Genomic DNA, 17825 nt, shown 5'->3' with positions numbered 1-17825 from the left:
GGGTACAGCCGGGGGTGGGTGTGGCACGTAAACTCGCTCGCATGCAGAAGTGGACGCCCCGATACGAGGCCCCCGAGCCGCTCGAGGGGAATGTCATCGCCGTCACCATTGGCGGGACGGTCGTCTGGGCTGTTCTCTTTCTTGCGCAGTTGCCGTTCTATGGGTGGTTCGACGAGCGTGGGCATACCTGGTGGGTGTGGACCTGTCTCGCCGGGACCGGGCTCGGGGTCTTCGGGATCTGGTTCGTCCGGCGGCGCGAAGCCGCCATCGCGCGTGATCGCGGCGCCGCCGAGAAGGCGGCCGCTGAGGCCGAAGTCCACGACAGCGACACCTGAGCGAGTTCTCCGACGCACCCCGCCAGGGGGCCCGCGCGCCGCCTTGCTACTTGGCGGTTAACCTGACGGGACCGTCTCATTGCTCCCGTAAGGCCCCGTATGTCTACCCCTGCCAAGGTCGAACCGCCCCGCGCCGCCGACTCCCCGCTCGATCGTTACTTCAAGATCTCCGAGCGCGGCTCCTCCATCGCCCGGGAGGTACGCGGCGGGCTGGCGACCTTCTTCGCGATGGCGTACATCCTTGTGCTGAATCCGATCATTCTCGGGTCCGGCACCGACAAGTTCGGTCACCAGCTGGATGGCGGGCAGCTCGTCACGGCCACCGCCCTCGTCGCCGGGCTGACCACGCTCCTCATGGGCGTGATCGGCAACGTCCCCATCGCCATGGCCGCCGGCCTCGGCATCAACGCCGTCGTCTCGCTGCAGCTCGCCCCCAAGATGAGCTGGGCGGACGCGATGGGCATGGTGGTCCTCGCCGGCATCATCATCATGATCCTGGTGGCGACGGGGCTCCGGGAGCGGGTCATGGACGCCATCCCGGGCGGGCTGCGCAAGGCCATCGCGATCGGCATCGGCCTCTTCATCGCCCTCATCGGGCTGGTCGACGCCGGCTTCGTCACCCGTAATCCGGACTCCGCGCACACCACCGTCCCGCTCGGGCTCGGCGTCGGCGGGCACCTCGCCGGCTGGCCGGTGCTGATCTTCGTCCTCGGCCTGGCGCTCACTTTCGCCCTGGTCGTACGGCGCACCCCTGGCGCGATCCTGATCAGCATCGTCGTGATGACGCTGGTCGCGATCCTGATCAATGGCCTGGCGGACATCCCGGACGCCAAGTGGGGGCTTACGGTGCCGGAGTTCCCCAGCTCGTTCGTCGCCACCCCGGACTTCGGGCTCGTCGGTCACTTCAGCCTGTTCGGCGGCTTCCGCGAGGCGGGGCTGCTGACCGGGTGCCTCTTCGTCTTTACGGTGCTGCTGTCCGGGTTCTTCGATGCCATGGGCACGATCATGGGGGTCAGCGAGGAGGCCGGGCTCACGGATGAGAACGGCAAGCTGCCGAACATGGGGCAGGTCCTGATGGTGGACGGTTTCTCCGTCGCCGCCGGCGGGGCCGGCTCTGCCTCGGCCTCGACCGCGTTCGTGGAGTCCACGGCGGGCGTCGGCGAGGGGGCCCGTACCGGATTCGCCAACCTGGTCACCGGCGGGCTCTTCCTGCTCGCGCTCTTCCTCACGCCGCTGGCGACCATCGTGCCGTCGCAGGCGGCGACGCCCGCGCTGATCGTCGTGGGCTTCCTGATCATGGCCTCGAACATCACGGCGATCGACTGGGCGGACCTGACGATCGCCGTGCCGGCGTTCCTGACGATGCTGATGATGCCGTTCACCTACAGCATCACGAACGGCATCGGGATCGGCGTCCTCGCGTACATCCTGCTGAAGACGGTCACGGGACGCTTCCGTGAGGTCCCGTGGCCGCTCACCGTCGTGGGGCTGTTCTTCCTCGTGTACTTCTTGCTGGACCCGATCGAGCAGGTCACTGGCGCAAAGTAGCGCTGCCGAAGGCAGCGCTCAGCCGCTCGCTCTCATCCACCGACACCTTGAAGCGCTCATCGAAGTCCTCCCTGATGAGCGTCTGCACGATGTAGTCCTGCACGTTCATGCCGCGTCGCTCCGCATGCCTGCGCAGGCTCTCGTAGAGCTCGGTCTCTATGCGCAGGCTCAGCACGTGTGTCCCCATGGACGTCAGGCTGGCCGGTAGGGGTCGGCGCGTGCGTCAGTTTCCCGCACAGGCTCACCCGTTCGAGTGGAATCCTCCGGGCGCCCGTGACCTGGTGGGAGAACCGTTCATCCTGAGTTTACTTAGCTTGGGTAATGAGCTATCCTAAGTAAATGCCCGATCTGACCTCAGGTGCCGACGCCGCCGCCGTGAACTCGCTGCGCTCCGCGATCATGCGGCTCTCCCGCAGGATGCGGCACCAGCGAGCTCCCTCCGTAAGTGGTGAGTCGCTCAGCCCGACCGAGATGTCGGTGCTCGGCACCCTGGCCCGCTGCGGCCCTGCCACGCCCAGCGAGCTCGCCCGCAAGGAGCATGTGCAGCCGCCGTCGATGACCCGCATCGTCGCGATGCTGCAGGACAAGGGTCTCGTCCAGCTGCAGCCGCACCCGGACGACCGGCGCCAGAAGGTCGTCGAGCAGACCGAGCAGGCAGTGGCGATGCTGGAAGAGGCGCGCCGCAAGCGCAACGCCTATCTGGCCGAGCTCACCGGCCAGCTCACCGAGGCGGAATGGGCGACGCTGCGCGCCGCCGCGCCGGTGCTGGAGAAGCTCGCGCATCTGTAGGCCTGGCAGGTCCGGCAGGACACACCTAGGAGAAGGAGGGGGACTCCCTTTGAGTACGGGACACGGAGCAGACTCCGCACCCGCACCGACCGGAACGACTACCGAGAACAAGAAAGCGGGCACCTTCAGCTCGCTGAAAATACGCAACTACCGCCTCTTCGCGTCCGGCCAGCTGGTGTCCAACACCGGCACCTGGATGCAGCGCATCGCCCAGGACTGGCTGGTGCTGAGCCTGACCGGCTCGTCCACCGCGGTGGGCATCACCACCGCCCTGCAGTTCCTGCCGATGCTGCTCTTCGGTCTTTACGGCGGCGTGATCGCCGACCGCTACAACAAGCGCAAGCTGCTGCTGATCACTCAGGCCGCCATGGGCCTGACCGGCCTCGCGCTCGCGGCGCTGACGCTGGGCGGGGTCGTCCAGGTCTGGCACGTGTACCTGATGGCCTTCCTGCTCGGCATGGTGACGGTGGTGGACAACCCCACGCGTCAGGTCTTCGTCTCGGAGATGGTCGGCAAGGACCAGATGCGCAATGCGGTGTCCCTGAACGCCGCCAACTTCCAGTCGGCCCGGCTGATCGGCCCCGCGGTGGCGGGCGTGCTGATCACTGCGGTGGGGAGTGGCTGGGCGTTTCTGCTGAACGGGCTGTCCTTCGTCGCGCCGCTGGCGGGGCTGCTGCTGATGCGGACTTCCGAGCTGCACCCGGTGGAGCGGGCGCCGCGGGGGAAGGGCCAGCTGCGGGAGGGGCTTCGTTACGTGGCCGGGCGGCCCGATCTGATCTGGCCGATCGTGCTGGTGGGCTTTATCGGGACGTTCGGCTTCAACTTCCCGATCTGGCTGACTGCCTTTGTGGACGACGTCTTCGAGGGCGGCGCCGGTACGTACGGCATGCTCAACACGCTCATGGCGGTGGGGTCGCTGATCGGCGCGCTGCTTGCGGCGCGGCGCGGGGTCTCGCGGATGCGGCTGACCGTCTTCGCGGCCCTTGGCTTCGGGCTGCTGGAGATCGCGGCGGCGCTGTCGCCGTCGCTGTGGGTCTTCGCGGCGCTGATGGTGCCGCTGGGGATCTTCGGGCTGAGCTTCAACGTCACCGCGAATGCGAATGTCCAGACGGCGGTGGACGAGACCATGCGGGGGCGGGTGATGAGCCTGTTCGTGATGGTCTTCGTCGGCGGCACGCCGATCGGGGGGCCGCTGGTGGGCTGGGTGACGGATACGTTCGGCGCCCGGATCGGCTTCCTGAGCTGCGGGGTGATCTCGGCGGGTGCCGCGATTACGGTGGCCCTGATCCTGGCGCGGGTGGGGAATCTGCGCCTGCGGGTCGACTTGCGTCGGGGGCACCAGCATGTGGTGTTCGTCCCGCGAGAGCGGTTGACGACGGCGGCGTAACGGCTGCGCCCACCAACCCGCCCGTTGCTCGGTGCGATGGGGGTGCAGCGCCCTAGGCGATCGCGCCTGCGGCGCTCGCCCTCAAGCGCCGGGCGGGCTTGATGGCGCGTGGTGCTGCGGTGGGGGCACGTCCTCACGCGGCCCCGACACTTACGGCTGGCACGTCCTGCTCATCCCCGCGCTGCGGGCGCACCCCCACCCCCGCTCCCTCGTCGCGTACCCGGCCGCCGGGCGGTGGGAAGCTTTTCCCATGAGGCTCTTTGCGGCGGTTGTGCCACCCGGTGGCGTGCTCGGCGAGCTCGCCGGCGTCGTCGCCGAGCTGCGGGCGCTGCCTGGGAGCGGCGAGCTACGGTGGCCCGTCCGCGCATCCTGGCACTTCACCGTTGCGTTCTACGGGGAGGTGGACGAGGAGCGAGTCAGTGCCCTGTGGGAGCGGCTCGAGCGCGCCGCCGCCCGGCGTGACGGGTTCTCGCTCCGTATCGACGGCGGCGGGCGCTTCGGCGACCGTGTGCTCTGGGCCGGGGTCGCCGGCGAGCGCGATGCGCTCAAGCGGCTCGCCGGGAGCGCTGCGGCCGCCGGGCGCCGCGTCGGGCTCGATATGGAGGAGCGGGCGTACAAGCCCCACCTCACCCTCGCCCGCCAAGGGCGCGACGGGCGCGTCTCGCTCGGTCCGTATGCCGACCGGCTCAAGCGCTTCCACAGCGCGCCCTGGACCGTCGCCGAGCTCCGTCTCCTCCGCAGTCACCTGCCGCGCGCCGCGCACGAGCAGCCGCGCTACGAGACGGTCGCCGCCTGGCCGCTCAGGGCATCGCGTTAGGCTCGGTGGCGTGAACGCCAAGACCCGTATGCGCGTCGTGAGCGCTGCTCTCGTGCTGATCTTCGTCATCGTGGCCGTGGCGGCCGCGTTCGGGGGATAGCGCCCAGCGCCCCCCGGTGCGGCCGCCACGGCGCGCGCGAAGCAGCTGTTACCAGGCGAAGGCCTCAGGCGACGGGCCCGGGCCCGGGAAGATCTCCTCCAGCGACGCCAGCAGCTCCTCCGACAGCTCGACCGACACCGCCCGCAGCGCGGAGTCCAGCTGCTCCTGCGTGCGCGGGCCCACGATCGGGCCGGTCACGCCGGGGCGGGTGAGCAGCCACGCCAGCCCGGCGTCGCCGGGTGCGACGCCGTGCTTCTCGAGCAGGTCCTCGTACGCCTGCACCTTCTCCCGCATCGCGGAGTTCTTCAGCGCGTCCGCGGTACGGCCGGAGGCCGAGCGCGCGCCGCCGCCCTCCCGCTCCTTGCGGATCGCGCCGCCGAGCAGGCCGCCGTGCAGCGGGGACCACGGGATGACGCCGAGGCCGTACGCCTGGGCCGCCGGGATCACCTCCATCTCGGCGCGCCGCTCGGCGAGGTTGTACAGGCACTGCTCGCTGACCAGGCCGAGCGAGCCGCGGCGCCGAGCCGCCTCGTTCGCCTGCGCGATGTGCCAGCCGGCGTGGTTCGACGAGCCGGCGTAGAGGATCTTGCCCTGCTGGACGAGGACGTCGATGGCCTGCCAGACCTCGTCCCACGGGGTGCGGCGGTCCACGTGGTGGAACTGGTACAGGTCGATGTAGTCCGTCTGCAGGCGCTTGAGCGAGGCCTCCACCGCGCGGCGGATGTTCAGTGCCGAGAGGCGGTCGGAGTTCGGCCAGGGGGTGGCGCCGTCCGGGGACATGTTGCCGTAGACCTTCGTGGCCAGCACCGTCTTCTCGCGGCGGTCGCCGCCCTTGGCGAACCAGGTGCCGAGGATCCGTTCCGTGTTGCCCTTGTTCTCGCCCCAGCCGTAGACGTTGGCCGTGTCGAAGAAGTTGACGCCGGCGTCGAGCGCCGAGTCCATGATCGAGTGGCTGGTCGCCTCGTCCGTCTGCGGGCCGAAGTTCATCGTGCCGAGGACCAGGCGGCTGACTTTGAGTCCGGTGCGTCCGAGCTGCGTGTACTTCATGGAACCCAAGCCAAGTCCTTCGAGCGCGCTCTAGGCAAGAGGCCCCGGGCCGGTCATGAAAGGCTGGCCGCATGCGTCTGCCGGTCAGAGTCCTCGGAGTCCTTGCCGCCTGCCTTGCCGTGCTGCTCCCGGCCTCAGCCGTGCATGCCGAGCCCGGCGGGTCCTTCACCTTCCAGGACAGCCGCATCTCCGAGTCCAGCGGGCTGGCCGCCAGCCGGCAGCACGACGGCGTGTACTGGACCGTCAACGACAGCGGCGACGGCCCGTACGTCTATGCCGTCGACGGCAAGAGCGGGGAGACCCGCGCCCGTATCGCCATGCGCGGGGTCGGGCAGCCGCGGGATGTCGAGGCGATCTCGATCGGGCCCGGGAATCAGATCTACGTCGGCGACATCGGCGACAACGCCGGCGGCACCTGGGACCACGTGTGGATCTACCGCTTCCCGGAGCCGAAGCAGCTGCGGGACCAGACCGTCAACGCCACCCAGTTCGACGTCGTCTACGACGGCGGGCCGCGGGACGCCGAGGCGCTGATGATCCACCCGAAGACCGGGCGCGCCTACATCGCCTCCAAGAAGAAGGACGGCGGCGCCGCGATGTACGCGGGCCCGGCGAAGCTGACCCCGGGCACGAAGAACGTCTTCCGCCGCATCGCCCCCATCAATCTCTGGGTCACCGACGGCGCCTTCTCGCCCGACGGCGAGCACCTGGTGCTGCGCAGCTATTTCGGCGGCCGGATGTACGACTGGAAGGACGGCCGGCCGAAGGAGGCCGAGAGCGTCAGTCCGCCGCTGCAGCGGCAGGGCGAGTCGGTCACCTTCACCGCGGACGGCGGCGCCCTGATGTACGGCACCGAGGGCGCCCGCACCGAGGTCACCCGCGCCGACCTGCCGGCGAGCGCGCGGCCGAGCGGCTCGGCGGAGGCCGACGGCAGCGGCGGCTCGTCCTCGGGCCCGGGGGAGGGCGAGAACCGCAACCTGGTCGTCGGCGTGCTCACCTTCGGCGCGGCGGCCGTGCTGGTGCTCGGTCTGAAGCGGGTGTTCCGGCGGCGGTAACCCGGTTCACCCATCCCGAACGCCCCTGAGTTGCCGGGGCAATCAGTACAAGATTCACTTTTCGGGATGGATGACGCACCCCGCCCCGCCTGGACCCGTACCGCCGAGCGCGCCAACCTCGCGGTACTGGCCGTCGCGGCCGTCGCCACCGCCGTGCTGCTCTTCCTGTATCTGCGCGGCGACAATTCCCAGCCGCTGAAGGGCTGGGCACTGCTCGCCGTCGCCATCGCGGTGCTGCTCACGTCCGTCATCATCGCCGTCGTACGGCCCTTCCTGCTCACCCGCGGCCGGACCATGGCCGCCTCCGCGCTGGTCAGCCTGGTGCTGGCCGGCGGCATCATCACCACCTGGATGCTGGTCAGCGGCGACGACGCCGACGCGCTGTCCGCCGGCCAGGTGGTGAACACCCGCGCCGAGGCCGACGCGTACCTGGACAAGGAGATCGGCACCGGCCAGGACCGGGTGCCGACCGGGCTGCTGGTGCAGCAGGCGGACTACGACGGCCCGTCGAAGGTGAAGGCCAGCGGCTATGTCTGGCAGCGGCTGCCGAAGGAGGTGCCGGAGAAGTCGGAGGGCGTGATCTTCCCGGAGGCGGAGGACTCGCACGCGACCACCGAGATCTACCGCAAGCAGCACCCGGACGGTTCGCGGACGGTCGGCTGGTACTTCCAGGCCACGCTGCACCAGACCTTCGACTACCGGCGCTATCCGCTGGACCGGCAGGACATCCACTTCGCCATGTGGTCGAACCGGTTCACCCAGGGCAACCTGGTGCTGGTCCCCGACTTCGCGTCGTATCCGCCGTGGAAGGCGGAGGAGAAGCTCGGGGTGGACCCGGAGACCCATCTGCAGGGCTGGAAGACCACGTTCACGACCTGGAGCTACCAGAAGCTCGACTACCGCACCAACATGGGCGCCACCACCGGCGAATACCAGGCGGGGGAGGGCCGGCCGAACCTCAACTTCAACCTCGGTGTGGCCCGGCAGTGGCACAACCCGCTCATCGACAGCCTGATCCGGTCCGCGATCGTATCGCTGATGATCTTCCTGTCGCTGTTCCTCTTCGCCCGCGCGGACGACGAGCGGCGCTCCTCCCTCGGCTTCTCCACCTGGGGCGCGGTCACCTTCGGCGTCTCGATGCTGCTGGTGATCGTCGTCGACCAGTCGTCGGTGCGGCAGGTGACCGGCAGCAGCGGCATGGCCTATCTGGAGTACTTCGCCTTCGCGCAGTACGCCGTGATCCTCTGGGTCGCCATCGACGCCGTGCTGCTCGGCCGCCGGCGCAGTCCCAGCCTGGAGTGGGGCGACAACCGGCTGGCCAAGCTGCTCTACTGGCCGCTGCTGCTGACGCTGATCTTCGCCGCCACGCTGTGGGTGTTCAGGCCCCGCTGGTAGCGCCGCCAGGGCCCTCCATGATGGGTGCGAGCCCGTCCAGCAGCACCCGCAGCGCGAACTCCAGCTGCTCGAGCCCCTTGGCGGAGAACGAGTCGGGGTCCAGCGCGAACACCTCCGGATAGCAGCCGCTCGCCTGCGCCGCCTCCAGCGCGGGGGTCTGCGCCTGCCAGAACTCCTCGTCGCTGACGCCGGTGCGCGCCTCGGCCTGCATGGAGTTCACGTGGGTACGGGCGATGCCGCTGACCATGGCGTCCACCGCGGTGATCGCCATGACCTTCTGCTTGCCGGACAGCGGCGCGTCGGTCAGGCCGGCGAGGGCGAGTTCAAAACTGGTCAGGGAGTTGGGGCCGAGGATCGGGCGGGCCTGGTCGACCTGGAGCAGCCACGGGTGCGCCAGGTAGTGCTCCCAGGTGCCGCGGGCCATGGCCTCGATGACCTCCCGCCACCCGTGCTCCCCGGACCAGGCCGCCGCCCGCTTCTCCGGGTCGATCTCGCTGACCCGGTCGAGCATCAGGTCCAGCAGCTCACCCTTGCCGGGCACATGCCGGTACAGCGACATGGTGCTGACGCCGAGCTCGGTCGCGACCCGGCGCATGGACACCGCGTCGAGCCCCTCCGCGTCCGCGACCTCGATGGCGGCGGCGACGATACGGGCCAGGGTCAGCCCCGGCTTGGGCCCGCGGGTGCCGCGCTCCTGCACGTCCCAGAGCAGCGCCATCGACTTGTTGAGGTCGCCGCTTCCGCTGTGTTCGGTGGTCATCTCACCGCCCATCCTAGCCGCCCCGGGAATATCTGCGTACACCGTAAGCGTCGTGTGTACACTGTACTCAGATTCTGGAGGGGTGAACCTTGAAGGCAACGGAAACGGCGGTCCTCGCGGAGGGACTGCAGAAGCGCTACGGCGAGAAGCGGGTCCTGGACGGCTTCGACCTGGCCGTCCCGTACGGCACCGTCTACGGCCTGCTCGGCCCGAACGGCGCCGGCAAGACCACGGCGGTGCGGATACTGACCACCCTGGTCCGGCTCGACGGCGGCAGCGCCCGGGTCGGCGGCTTCGACGTGGCGACCGAGGCGGGGAAGGTGCGCCGGAAGATCGGCCTCGCCGGGCAGTACGCGGCGGTGGACGAGATCCTCACCGGGCGGCAGAACCTGGAGATGTTCGGGCGGCTCTTCCACCTCGGCGCCAAGCGGGCGCGGCAGCGGGCGCAGGAGTTGCTGGAGCAGTTCGAGCTGACGGAGGCCGCCGACAAGGGCGCGAAGACCTACAGCGGCGGCATGCGGCGGCGGCTCGACCTGGCGTCGTCGATGATCCTGGCGCCTGACGTGCTGTTCATGGACGAGCCGACCACCGGGCTCGACCCGCGCAGCCGCGGCGAGGTGTGGGAGTCGGTGCGCGGGCTCGTAGCGCAGGGCACGACCGTGCTGCTCACCACGCAGTACCTGGACGAGGCCGACAAGCTCGCGGACCGTATCGCGGTCATCGAGCACGGCCGCACGATCGCCGACGACACCCCGGCGGCGCTGAAGAACCGGATCGGCGGCGACCGTATCGAGGTGGTCGTGGCGGACGCGGCGCAGATTCCCGACGCGGTGAAGGCCGTGGACCGGGTCGCCGGCGTGGAGCCGGACATCGATCTGGAGGCGCTCAAGGTGCAGGCGCCGGTGACCGACCGGGTCGCGGCGCTGACCGAGGTGGCGCGGACGCTGCAGGACGACGGGGTCGTGGTCGAGGACATCGCGCTGCGGCGGCCGACGCTGGATGACGTATTCCTGCGGCTGACCGGCCGCAAGGCCGAGGACGAAGAGGAGGTCGCGGCATGAGCGGCGCGGTGTACTGGGCGGTCTCGGACACGTGGACCGTCGTGCGGCGGGGGCTGCTGCACTATCGCCGGCAGCCGTCGAACATCGCCTGGCAGCTGGGCTTCCCGGTGGTCTCGGTGCTGCTGTTCGTGTACGTCTTCGGCAGCGGCATGGCGATGGAGGACTACAAGTCGTATGCCATGCCGGGCATGTTCGCGATGACGATGGCCTTCGGGTTCATGAATACGGCGATGCTGGTGACCCTCGACAAGGACAAGGGCATCACCGACCGCTTCCGCTCGATGCCGATGTCGCCGATGGCGGTGGTCGGCGGACGCGGGGTCTCGGACCTGATCGGGGCGGCGCTCGACCTGGCGGTGATGGCGGCGATCGCGCTGGCCATCGGCTGGCGCTCGAGCGGCGGCTTCGCGGCCACGATCGCGGCCTTCGGGCTGCTGCTCCTGCTGCGCTTCGCGCTGATCTGGGTCGGGGTCGTGCTCGGCCTGATGGTGCCGAATCAGGAGGCGGCCGGGAATCTGTTCGCGGTGGCGTTCCCGTTCGGGATGGTGTCGAGCGTCTTCACGCCGCCGTCGGAGATGCCGACGTGGCTCGGCGCCATCGCGCAGTGGAATCCGGTGTCCTCCACGGCCAATGCGGTACGGGATCTGTTCGGCAACCCCGTACCGCAGGACGGACCGTGGATTCAGGAGAACGCGATGATGATGGCGGTGGTGTGGCCCATCGTGATCACGGTCGTGTTCCTGCCGCTGGCGGTGCGGAAGTACCAGCGGCTGAGCGCCTGATGATCAGAGCTGGTCGATGACGTAATCGACGCAGGCGGTCAGCGCCTTCACGTCCTCGGGGTCGACGGCCGGGAACATCGCCACCCGCAGCTGGTTGCGGCCCAGCTTGCGGTACGGCTCGGTGTCCACGATGCCGTTGGCCCGGAGGACCTTGGCGATCGCGGCCGCGTCGATGCCGTCGTAGAAGTCGATGGTGCCGACGACGGCCGAGCGCTGCGCCGGGTCGGCGACGAACGGGGTGGCGTGCTTGGAGTCCTCGGCCCAGCCGTAGAGATTACGGGCCGAGGTCGCCGTGCGCCGGACCGCGAAGTCCAGGCCGCCCTGGCCGTTGAGCCAGTCCAGCTGCTCGGCGAGCAGGAAGAGGGTGGCCAGCGCCGGGGTGTTGTACGTCTGGTTCTTGCGCGAGTTGTCGATCGCGGTCGGCAGGGAGAAGAACTCCGGAACGTGCCGGCCGCTCGCGTGGACGCGCTGGGCGCGCTCGATCGCGGCCGGGGAGAAGATGCCGATCCACAGGCCGCCGTCGGCGGCGAAGGACTTCTGCGGGGCGAAGTAGTAGACGTCGGTCTCGGCGATGTCGACCGGCAGGCCGCCGGCGCCGGAGGTGGCGTCGACCAGGACCAGGGAGCCGTCGTCGGCGCCCGCGACCCGGTTGACCGGGAGGGCGACGCCGGTGGAGGTCTCGTTGTGGGTGAGGGCGTAGACGTCCACGCCTTCCTCGCCGTACGGCACCGGGTGGGTGCCGGGCTGGGACTTGACGATGGTCGGCTCGGCCAGCCAGGGGGCGAGCGTCGCGGCCTTGGCGAACTTCGAGGAGAACTCGCCGAAGGACAGGTGCTGCGACTTGTTCTCGATCAGGCCGTGGGTGGCGACGTCCCAGAAGGCGGTGGAGCCGCCGTTGCCGAGGACCACCTCGTACCCCTCGGGGAGGGAGAACAGGTCCTTGATGCCCTCGCGCACCCGGCCGACCAGGTTCTTCACCGGGGCCTGGCGGTGGGACGTACCCATGAGGGAGGTGCCGGTCGCGGCCAGCGCGCTGAGCGCCTCCGGCCGCACCTTGGAGGGGCCCGAGCCGAAGCGTCCGTCGGCGGGCTTGATGTCAGCGGGAATCTGGATCTCAGCCACGGAGGCAGCCTAAGCGCTGCCGCGCGGCGGAGCGGGATGCTGTCCAGCGGGTGAGACGGGTTGTCCTGGTGGGTGGCAACCTTGCTGTGCGCGGTGGCGACACCTCCACATGAGCCGTCACATGAGCCGTTCATCCAGCAAGCGCCGTCACGCGCTGCGTAAGCGCTACACGATCCCTGCCGCGGCCGCGGGTCTTGCCGCCGCCGCGGCCTTCGTCCTCGTGCCCGGGAGCGCCGAGGCCGCCTATCCGGGGCCCGGCGTGGTCACCGGCGACGTGGGTGCACACGACCCGTCGATGGTGAAGACGCCGGCGGGCAAGTACCTGCTGTACTCCACGCACGGTCTCGTAGAAGGCCGTTCCTCCACCGACCGCACGGCCTTCAAGCGGACCGCCGACGCCTTCGCCGCGCCGCCCTCGTGGTGGGCGAAGTACTCGCCGGACAACGACCCGTGGGCGCCTGACATCTCCCGTGTGGGCGATACGTACTACATGTACTACTCGCTCTCCACCTTCGGCACCAACAACTCCGCGATCGGCCTCGCCACCTCCGCCACCGGTGAGCCGGGCAGCTGGAAGGACCACGGGCTGGTCGTCTCGTCGCGGACCAGCGATGACTTCAACGCCATCGACCCGAGCCTGCTGGTGGACGGCGGCAAGTGGTACCTGGCCTTCGGCTCGTTCTGGTCCGGGATCAAGCAGATCGAGCTGGACCCGGCGACCGGCAAGCCGAAGGCCGGCGCGACGCGGTATTCGCTGGCGTCCCGGCAGAGTGCGGACGGGGCGGTGGAGGGGCCGACGGTCGTCAAGCGCGGCAGTTACTTCTACCTCTTTGCCTCGTACGACAAGTGCTGCTCGGGCACCGACTCCACGTACAAGATCAAGGTGGGTCGGGCCACGAGCCCGAACGGCCCGTACGTGGACCGGAACGGGGTCGACATGCGGAAGGACGGTGGCACGCCGGTGCTGGAGTCGCACGGCGACATCGTGGGGCCGGGTGGGCAGGACGTGCTGCTGGACGATGCTGACGGGGACCTGCTCGTGTACCACTACTACGACGCCAAGGACAACGGCAGCCCGAAGCTCGGACTCAACCTGATCGACTGGAGTGGGGGGTGGCCGAGGGCGCGCTGACCCCTCACGGGGCGGCTCGCCGGGTCACTCGGGGTCGGTCGCGAACAGCTCCAGGTGCCCGCACTTGGTGCAGCGACGCGCCTCCGTCCGCCGCTTGGGCCGCCCCATCACCTTCGCCCCGCCGAAGATGCCCTTCTCCAGCGCACCGGCGACCCACCGCGCGTAGCCCTTCGCGCCCTGACCCGCGTCGAGAATGAAGCCGGGCTCCAGACTCGGATTGCCGCACATCGTGCATCGCATGTCAGTCATCCGCGGGAGTCTAGGGCCTGTCTTTCGGGTCTTGTCGGCGAGCACGGGGTGGTGCCAGGTGCGGGTGGGCGTGTGGTCTGGCTGTGGGCGGCGTGGGACCCGGCAAGATCCGGGAGACAGGCCCTGGTTTGGGGCAGGGTGGAGGTATGGGTCGTACGGAACTTGAGGGTGCTCTTCGCGGTGCCGTCGCCGGGGAGGTGGGCTTCGGATCGCAGGAGCGGGCGCTGCTGACCATGGACGCGTCCAACTATCGGCGGGTGCCGCTCGGTTATGTCGCCCCGCGGGACGCGGACGACGTGGCGGCGGCGCTTGCCGTCTGCCGGGAGCACGGGGTGCCGGTGGTGCCGCGCGGCGGCGGCACCTCGATCGCCGGGCAGGCGACCGGCGAGGGCGTGGTGCTCGACTTCACCCGGCACATGAACGGGCTGCTGGAGCTGGACCCCGGCTCCCGTACCGCGGTGGTCCAGCCCGGGCTCGTACTCGACACGCTGCGGGCGGAAGCCGGGAAGCACGGGCTGACCTTCGGGCCCGATCCGTCCACGCACAGCCGGTGCACGCTCGGCGGCATGATCGGCAACAACTCCTGCGGCTCGCACTCGGTGGCGTGGGGGACGACGGCCGACAATGTGCGCGAGCTGGATGTGATCACGTATCGCGGGAAGCGGCTGCGCCTCGGGCGCGGCCTCGACACCCTGCCGGGGCTCGAGGAATGGGCGGCGCGGCATCTCGCCCTGCTGCGTACGGGATTCCCCTCCGGTCTCCCGCGCCGCATCTCCGGCTACGCGCTCGATGAACTGCTTCCGGAGAAGGGTCCGGACCTCGCCCGCGCGCTCACCGGCAGCGAGGGGACGCTGGCGCTTCTGACACAGGCCACCGTGCGGCTGGTCGAGGCGCCGAAGGCCCGTGCGCTCGCCGTGCTCGGATACGCCGACGAGTCCGCGGCCGCCGAAGCCGCCGCCGGGGTGCTGCCGTACGGACCGCTCACCGTCGAGGGCATGGCCGCCGACCTGGTGCCGGACGCGGGGGCGCTGCCGCGCGGCGGGGCGTGGCTGTTCGTGGAGACCGGCGGCGAGACGGCGGCCGAGGCGCTCGCGCGGGCCGAGGAGGTGGCGCGGCTCGCCGACACCGGGCACACCGTGGTGGTCGAGGCTGCCGCCCAGCGCGCGCTGTGGCGGATCCGCGAGGACGCGTCCGGCACGGCGACCCGGATGCCCGACGGGAGCGAGGCGTGGCCCGGCTGGGAGGACTGCGCGGTGCCGCCGGCGCGGCTCGGGGCGTATCTGCGGGACTTCCGGACGCTGCTCGGCGAACACGGGCTGCGCGGACTGCCGTACGGGCACTTCGGCGACGGCTGCATTCACGTGCGCATCGACTTCGACCTGCTCAGCGACGAGGGCGTGGCGCGTTTCCGGCGCTTCTCGGAGGAACTGGCGGAGGTCGTCGTGACACACGGCGGCTCGCTGTCCGGGGAGCACGGGGACGGGCAGGCGCGGGCGGAGCTGCTGCCGAAGATGTACGGGGCGGAGATGGCGGGGCTGTTCGGCGAGTTCAAGGATCTGTGGGATCCGGATGGCGCGCTGAATCCCGGGATTCTGGCGCGGCCCTACCGCCTCGACGAGAACCTGCGCTTCGCACCGCTGCCGAAGGGGCCGGTGGATGTGGCCTTCGGGTATCCGCATGACGGCGGGGACTTCTCGGCGGCGGTGCGGAGGTGTGTGGGGGTGGCCAAGTGCCGTAATCCGGCTGGCAGTTCGGGCGTGATGTGCCCGTCGTACCGCGCGACCGGTGAGGAGAAGCACTCCACCCGGGGGCGGGCGCGGCTGCTGCACGAGATGCTCGCGGGCGAGGTGGTCACGGACGGCTGGCGCTCGGAGGAGGTACGGGACGCGCTCGATCTGTGCCTGTCCTGCAAGGGGTGCAGGTCCGACTGCCCGGTCGGGGTGGACATGGCCACGTACAAGGCGGAATTCCTGCACCACCATTACGAGGGCCGGCGGCGGCCGATGGCGCATTACTCGATGGGGCGGCTGCCGCGATGGCTGCGCCTGGCGGCCCGGCTGCGCGTGGCCCGTATCGCCAACGCGCTCGCCCGGGTGCGGCCGCTGGCGGCGGTCGCCAAGCGGCTGGGCGGGATCGCGCCGGAGCGGGAGATCCCGGCGGTGGCGGCGGAGCCGTTCACGGAGTGGTGGCGGAAGCGGGAGCGCTCGGAGCTGCGGGCGGCGGCGACCGTGGCGCGGGCCGGGACAGTCGAGCCGCCGGCGGGGCCGGCGGCGCCGCGGGGTGGGGTGCTGTTGTGGCCGGATACGTTCACCAACTACCTGTCGCCGGCGGCAGGGAGCGCGGCGGTGAAGGTGCTGGAGGCGGCGGGGTTCCTGGTGATGCTGCCGTCGAAGGGGGTGTGCTGTGGGCTGACTTATGTCTCTACGGGGCAGTTGGATCGGGCGCGGGGTGTTATGCGGCAGACGCTTGATGCTCTTGGCCCGGCTTTGGACGAGCCGGGTATTCCGGTGGTGGTGCTGGAGCCGTCGTGTGCGGCGGCGCTGAAGGCGGACTTGGCCGAGCTGCTGCCGGGGGACGGGAGGGCGGTGGAGCTTGCTTCGCGGGTACGGACCTTCGCCCAGGTCTTGGAGGAGAAGGCGCCCGACTGGGAGCCGCCACGCGTGGATGCGGCTGTGGCCGGCCAGACCCACTGCCACCAGCACGCCGTCCTCGGCGATGCGGCGGAGCGGCGGCTGATGGAGCGGGCTGGGCTGAGCGGGGCGCTGGCGGGCGGGTGCTGTGGTTTGGCGGGGAACTTCGGCTTCGAGCGCGGGCATTACGACGTGTCGGTGGCGTGTGCGGAGGAGCAGTTGCTTCCGGCGGTACGGGATGCTGCGCCTGGTGTTGAGCTGATCGCGGATGGCTTCTCGTGCCGTACGCAGATCGAGCAGTTGGGTGGGGGGCGGAGGGCGCGGCATTTGGCGGAGGTGTTGGCGGAGGGGCTGTAGTTGGCTGTAGTTGCTGGGCTTTTGGTGCGCTGCTGGTCAGCGGAGGAGTGGTAGGAGCTCCTTGCCGATGCGCTCGGCTTGGGCGCGGGGGTCGGGGCCGGCGGGGACGAGGTTGAGTTGGGTGAAGCCTAGGTCGGCGAAGCTTGCGAGGCGCTCGCGGACGGCCTCCAGCGGCCCGCTTATGGTGCCCGCTCCCGGGTCGGCGGCCGGGCCGTCGAGCCACACCTGGACGTTGTAGACGCAGTCGATGGCCTGCGGGTCGCGTCCTGCTGCTTCCGCGGCGCGCAGGATGCGCTCGCGCATGGTGGCCGCCTGGGCCGGGGCGGCGAAGCCGAGGGAGGGGATCCAGCCGTCGGCGAGGCGGCCGGTGACGTCGAGGGCTCGTGGGCCGTATGTCCCCAGCCAGATGGGGATCGGTCGGTGGGGGTCTGGCTTGGGCTCGATGTCGGCGGCGTGGACGCGGTAGCGCGGACCTGAGTAAGTGAAGCTCGCCTCCGTCCACAGGCCGTGCATGATGCGGATCGCGTCCGCCATTCCGTCGACCTTCTCGCGTGGGGTGGGCACGCCGAGGCCGAAGGCGCGGAACTCCTCGTCGGAGTAACCGCCGCCGAGGCCGAGGATCAGCCGCCCGCCGGACAGCCGGTGCAGGGTCTCGGCCATCTTCGCCACCATCGCCGGGGGGCGGTACGGCGTGCCCAGCACGCGCGAGGCGATCCGGATACGGGTCGTCGCCGCGGCCATCCAGGTCAGCAGCGTCCAGGTCTCGTAGGTGGGCGTCGTACCGCAGGGGTGATCGGAGACGGACACGAAGTCGAAGCCGAGGTCTTCGGCGGCGCGGACGTCGCCGATTGGGTCGGAACCGGGCGCTGCGGAGGGGGAGATGCCGAGTCCGAGGTGGGCGAAGGTCATGGGGCGGCTCCCTTTGGTTTACGTGTAACCAAAACCGTATGCCGGTGGTTGGTTACACGTCAACAAAGCTGGCTAGGGTGGGTCCCATGAGCGACGCCACCACCCCACCCCGCTGGCTGACCGACTCCGAAATGCGTGCCTGGATGGGCTATCGCGGACTTCGCCTGCTCCTGGACGCGCAAATCGCCCGCGATCTGCAGCGGGTTTCGGGCTTGTCGGCCCCTGATTACGACGTGCTGTCCGCCCTGTCGTCGGCGGAGGGGCGGCGCTGGCGGCTGACGAGGCTGGCGGACCGGATGCTGTGGTCGAAGAGCCGGTTGTCCCGGCATATCGCGCGGATGGAGGAGCGG

17 protein-coding genes and 1 pseudogene are annotated in these 17825 nt (G+C 70.1%); 12 read left to right on the top strand and 6 right to left on the bottom strand.

What is annotated here, in order from left to right:
• Nucleotides 1-41 precede the first annotated feature (41 nt).
• Nucleotides 42-335, top strand: a complete 294-nt coding sequence (locus tag G5C51_RS28600; RefSeq protein WP_165241245.1) for a DUF2530 domain-containing protein — start codon at nucleotides 42-44, stop codon at nucleotides 333-335.
• A 99-nt stretch (nucleotides 336-434) separates the two neighbouring features.
• Complete coding sequence (locus G5C51_RS28595) at nucleotides 435-1883, top strand: NCS2 family permease (protein WP_165241244.1); 1449 nt, start codon at nucleotides 435-437, stop codon at nucleotides 1881-1883.
• On the opposite strand, the gene G5C51_RS28590 is transcribed toward G5C51_RS28595, so the two are convergent.
• Entirely contained in the window at nucleotides 1867-2070 is a 204-nt protein-coding gene (locus tag G5C51_RS28590) for a ribbon-helix-helix protein, CopG family (RefSeq protein WP_165241242.1), read from the bottom strand. The two genes, G5C51_RS28595 and G5C51_RS28590, sit on opposite strands and share 17 nt — an antisense overlap.
• 152 nt (nucleotides 2071-2222) lie before the next feature.
• Here G5C51_RS28590 and G5C51_RS28585 point away from each other — a divergent pair, with 152 nt between their 5' ends.
• From G5C51_RS28585 to thpR, 3 genes are all read left to right on the top strand, one after another.
• Nucleotides 2223-2672, top strand: a complete 450-nt coding sequence (locus tag G5C51_RS28585; protein ID WP_165241240.1) for a MarR family winged helix-turn-helix transcriptional regulator — start codon at nucleotides 2223-2225, stop codon at nucleotides 2670-2672.
• A gap of 49 nt (nucleotides 2673-2721) precedes the next feature.
• Entirely contained in the window at nucleotides 2722-4059 is a 1338-nt protein-coding gene (locus tag G5C51_RS28580; RefSeq protein WP_165241238.1) for an MFS transporter, read from the top strand.
• A gap of 250 nt (nucleotides 4060-4309) precedes the next feature.
• Entirely contained in the window at nucleotides 4310-4876 is a 567-nt protein-coding gene (gene thpR, locus G5C51_RS28575; protein WP_165241236.1) for an RNA 2',3'-cyclic phosphodiesterase, read from the top strand.
• Nucleotides 4877-5024: 148 nt separating this feature from the next.
• Here the strand turns inward: thpR and G5C51_RS28570 are convergent, their stop codons facing one another.
• Nucleotides 5025-6023, bottom strand: a complete 999-nt coding sequence (locus G5C51_RS28570; protein ID WP_165241234.1) for an aldo/keto reductase — start codon at nucleotides 6021-6023, stop codon at nucleotides 5025-5027.
• A 71-nt stretch (nucleotides 6024-6094) separates the two neighbouring features.
• On the opposite strand from G5C51_RS28570, the gene G5C51_RS28565 reads away from it, so the two are divergent.
• Both G5C51_RS28565 and G5C51_RS28560 read left to right on the top strand, forming a co-directional pair.
• Nucleotides 6095-7078, top strand: coding sequence for an esterase-like activity of phytase family protein (locus G5C51_RS28565; protein WP_165241232.1), 984 nt, complete (start codon nucleotides 6095-6097; stop codon nucleotides 7076-7078).
• Nucleotides 7079-7144: 66 nt separating this feature from the next.
• A complete protein-coding gene (locus G5C51_RS28560) occupies nucleotides 7145-8473 on the top strand; it encodes a ligand-gated ion channel (protein WP_165241230.1) in 1329 nt (442 codons plus the stop codon).
• On the opposite strand, the gene G5C51_RS28555 is transcribed toward G5C51_RS28560, so the two are convergent.
• Entirely contained in the window at nucleotides 8457-9233 is a 777-nt protein-coding gene (locus G5C51_RS28555) for a TetR/AcrR family transcriptional regulator (protein ID WP_165241228.1), read from the bottom strand. The two genes, G5C51_RS28560 and G5C51_RS28555, sit on opposite strands and share 17 nt — an antisense overlap.
• An 89-nt stretch (nucleotides 9234-9322) precedes the next feature.
• Between G5C51_RS28555 and G5C51_RS28550 the strand changes: the two genes are divergently transcribed.
• Both G5C51_RS28550 and G5C51_RS28545 read left to right on the top strand, forming a co-directional pair.
• Complete coding sequence (locus tag G5C51_RS28550) at nucleotides 9323-10294, top strand: ATP-binding cassette domain-containing protein (RefSeq protein WP_165241226.1); 972 nt, start codon at nucleotides 9323-9325, stop codon at nucleotides 10292-10294.
• A complete protein-coding gene (locus G5C51_RS28545; RefSeq protein ID WP_165241224.1) occupies nucleotides 10291-11076 on the top strand; it encodes an ABC transporter permease in 786 nt (261 codons plus the stop codon). The genes G5C51_RS28550 and G5C51_RS28545 overlap by 4 nt, the downstream gene beginning before the upstream one ends.
• Before the next feature lie 3 nt (nucleotides 11077-11079).
• On the opposite strand, the gene serC is transcribed toward G5C51_RS28545, so the two are convergent.
• Nucleotides 11080-12198 carry a phosphoserine transaminase gene (gene serC, locus G5C51_RS28540; protein ID WP_165241222.1) on the bottom strand — a complete coding sequence of 373 codons (1119 nt, stop codon included), beginning with the start codon at nucleotides 12196-12198 and terminating at the stop codon, nucleotides 11080-11082.
• Between the two features lie 121 nt (nucleotides 12199-12319).
• Between serC and G5C51_RS28535 the strand changes: the two genes are divergently transcribed.
• A complete protein-coding gene (locus tag G5C51_RS28535) occupies nucleotides 12320-13330 on the top strand; it encodes an arabinan endo-1,5-alpha-L-arabinosidase (protein ID WP_165241220.1) in 1011 nt (336 codons plus the stop codon).
• Nucleotides 13331-13354: 24 nt separating this feature from the next.
• Here the strand turns inward: G5C51_RS28535 and G5C51_RS28530 are convergent, their stop codons facing one another.
• Nucleotides 13355-13579 carry a hypothetical protein gene (locus G5C51_RS28530; protein ID WP_165241218.1) on the bottom strand — a complete coding sequence of 75 codons (225 nt, stop codon included), beginning with the start codon at nucleotides 13577-13579 and terminating at the stop codon, nucleotides 13355-13357.
• Nucleotides 13580-13725: 146 nt separating this feature from the next.
• On the opposite strand from G5C51_RS28530, the gene G5C51_RS28525 reads away from it, so the two are divergent.
• Nucleotides 13726-16566 (top strand): FAD-binding and (Fe-S)-binding domain-containing protein, encoded by a 2841-nt coding sequence (locus G5C51_RS28525; protein ID WP_165241216.1) that lies wholly within the window; start codon nucleotides 13726-13728, stop codon nucleotides 16564-16566.
• Between the two features lie 36 nt (nucleotides 16567-16602).
• Here G5C51_RS28525 and G5C51_RS28520 read toward each other — a convergent pair whose 3' ends face one another.
• Nucleotides 16603-17475: an LLM class flavin-dependent oxidoreductase gene (locus G5C51_RS28520; protein WP_165241214.1), complete on the bottom strand. Its 873-nt coding sequence runs from the start codon at nucleotides 17473-17475 to the stop codon at nucleotides 16603-16605.
• An 86-nt stretch (nucleotides 17476-17561) separates the two neighbouring features.
• Here G5C51_RS28520 and G5C51_RS28515 point away from each other — a divergent pair.
• Nucleotides 17562-17825, top strand: a pseudogene (locus G5C51_RS28515) (MarR family transcriptional regulator); the annotation flags it as partial.

The sequence above is a fragment of the Streptomyces coryli genome (genome assembly GCF_011044975.1).
GTDB classification, from domain to species: Bacteria; Actinomycetota; Actinomycetes; order Streptomycetales; family Streptomycetaceae; genus Streptomyces; species Streptomyces coryli.
This window is presented reverse-complemented; position numbering and strand designations above follow the sequence as displayed.

What these genes read in the sequence shown, in the direction of transcription:
- G5C51_RS28600 (WP_165241245.1), top strand. Translation starts at nt 42, where the DNA reads ATGCAGAAGTGGACGCCCCGATACGAGGCCCCCGAGCCGCTCGAGGGG.
- G5C51_RS28595 (WP_165241244.1), top strand. Translation starts at nt 435, where the DNA reads ATGTCTACCCCTGCCAAGGTCGAACCGCCCCGCGCCGCCGACTCCCCG.
- G5C51_RS28590 (WP_165241242.1), bottom strand. Translation starts at nt 2,070, where the DNA reads ATGGGGACACACGTGCTGAGCCTGCGCATAGAGACCGAGCTCTACGAG.
- G5C51_RS28585 (WP_165241240.1), top strand. Translation starts at nt 2,223, where the DNA reads ATGCCCGATCTGACCTCAGGTGCCGACGCCGCCGCCGTGAACTCGCTG.
- thpR (WP_165241236.1), top strand. Translation starts at nt 4,310, where the DNA reads ATGAGGCTCTTTGCGGCGGTTGTGCCACCCGGTGGCGTGCTCGGCGAG.
- G5C51_RS28570 (WP_165241234.1), bottom strand. Translation starts at nt 6,023, where the DNA reads ATGAAGTACACGCAGCTCGGACGCACCGGACTCAAAGTCAGCCGCCTG.
- G5C51_RS28565 (WP_165241232.1), top strand. Translation starts at nt 6,095, where the DNA reads ATGCGTCTGCCGGTCAGAGTCCTCGGAGTCCTTGCCGCCTGCCTTGCC.
- G5C51_RS28560 (WP_165241230.1), top strand. Translation starts at nt 7,145, where the DNA reads ATGGATGACGCACCCCGCCCCGCCTGGACCCGTACCGCCGAGCGCGCC.
- G5C51_RS28555 (WP_165241228.1), bottom strand. Translation starts at nt 9,233, where the DNA reads ATGACCACCGAACACAGCGGAAGCGGCGACCTCAACAAGTCGATGGCG.
- G5C51_RS28545 (WP_165241224.1), top strand. Translation starts at nt 10,291, where the DNA reads ATGAGCGGCGCGGTGTACTGGGCGGTCTCGGACACGTGGACCGTCGTG.
- G5C51_RS28535 (WP_165241220.1), top strand. Translation starts at nt 12,320, where the DNA reads ATGAGCCGTTCATCCAGCAAGCGCCGTCACGCGCTGCGTAAGCGCTAC.
- G5C51_RS28530 (WP_165241218.1), bottom strand. Translation starts at nt 13,579, where the DNA reads ATGACTGACATGCGATGCACGATGTGCGGCAATCCGAGTCTGGAGCCC.
- G5C51_RS28525 (WP_165241216.1), top strand. Translation starts at nt 13,726, where the DNA reads ATGGGTCGTACGGAACTTGAGGGTGCTCTTCGCGGTGCCGTCGCCGGG.
- G5C51_RS28520 (WP_165241214.1), bottom strand. Translation starts at nt 17,475, where the DNA reads ATGACCTTCGCCCACCTCGGACTCGGCATCTCCCCCTCCGCAGCGCCC.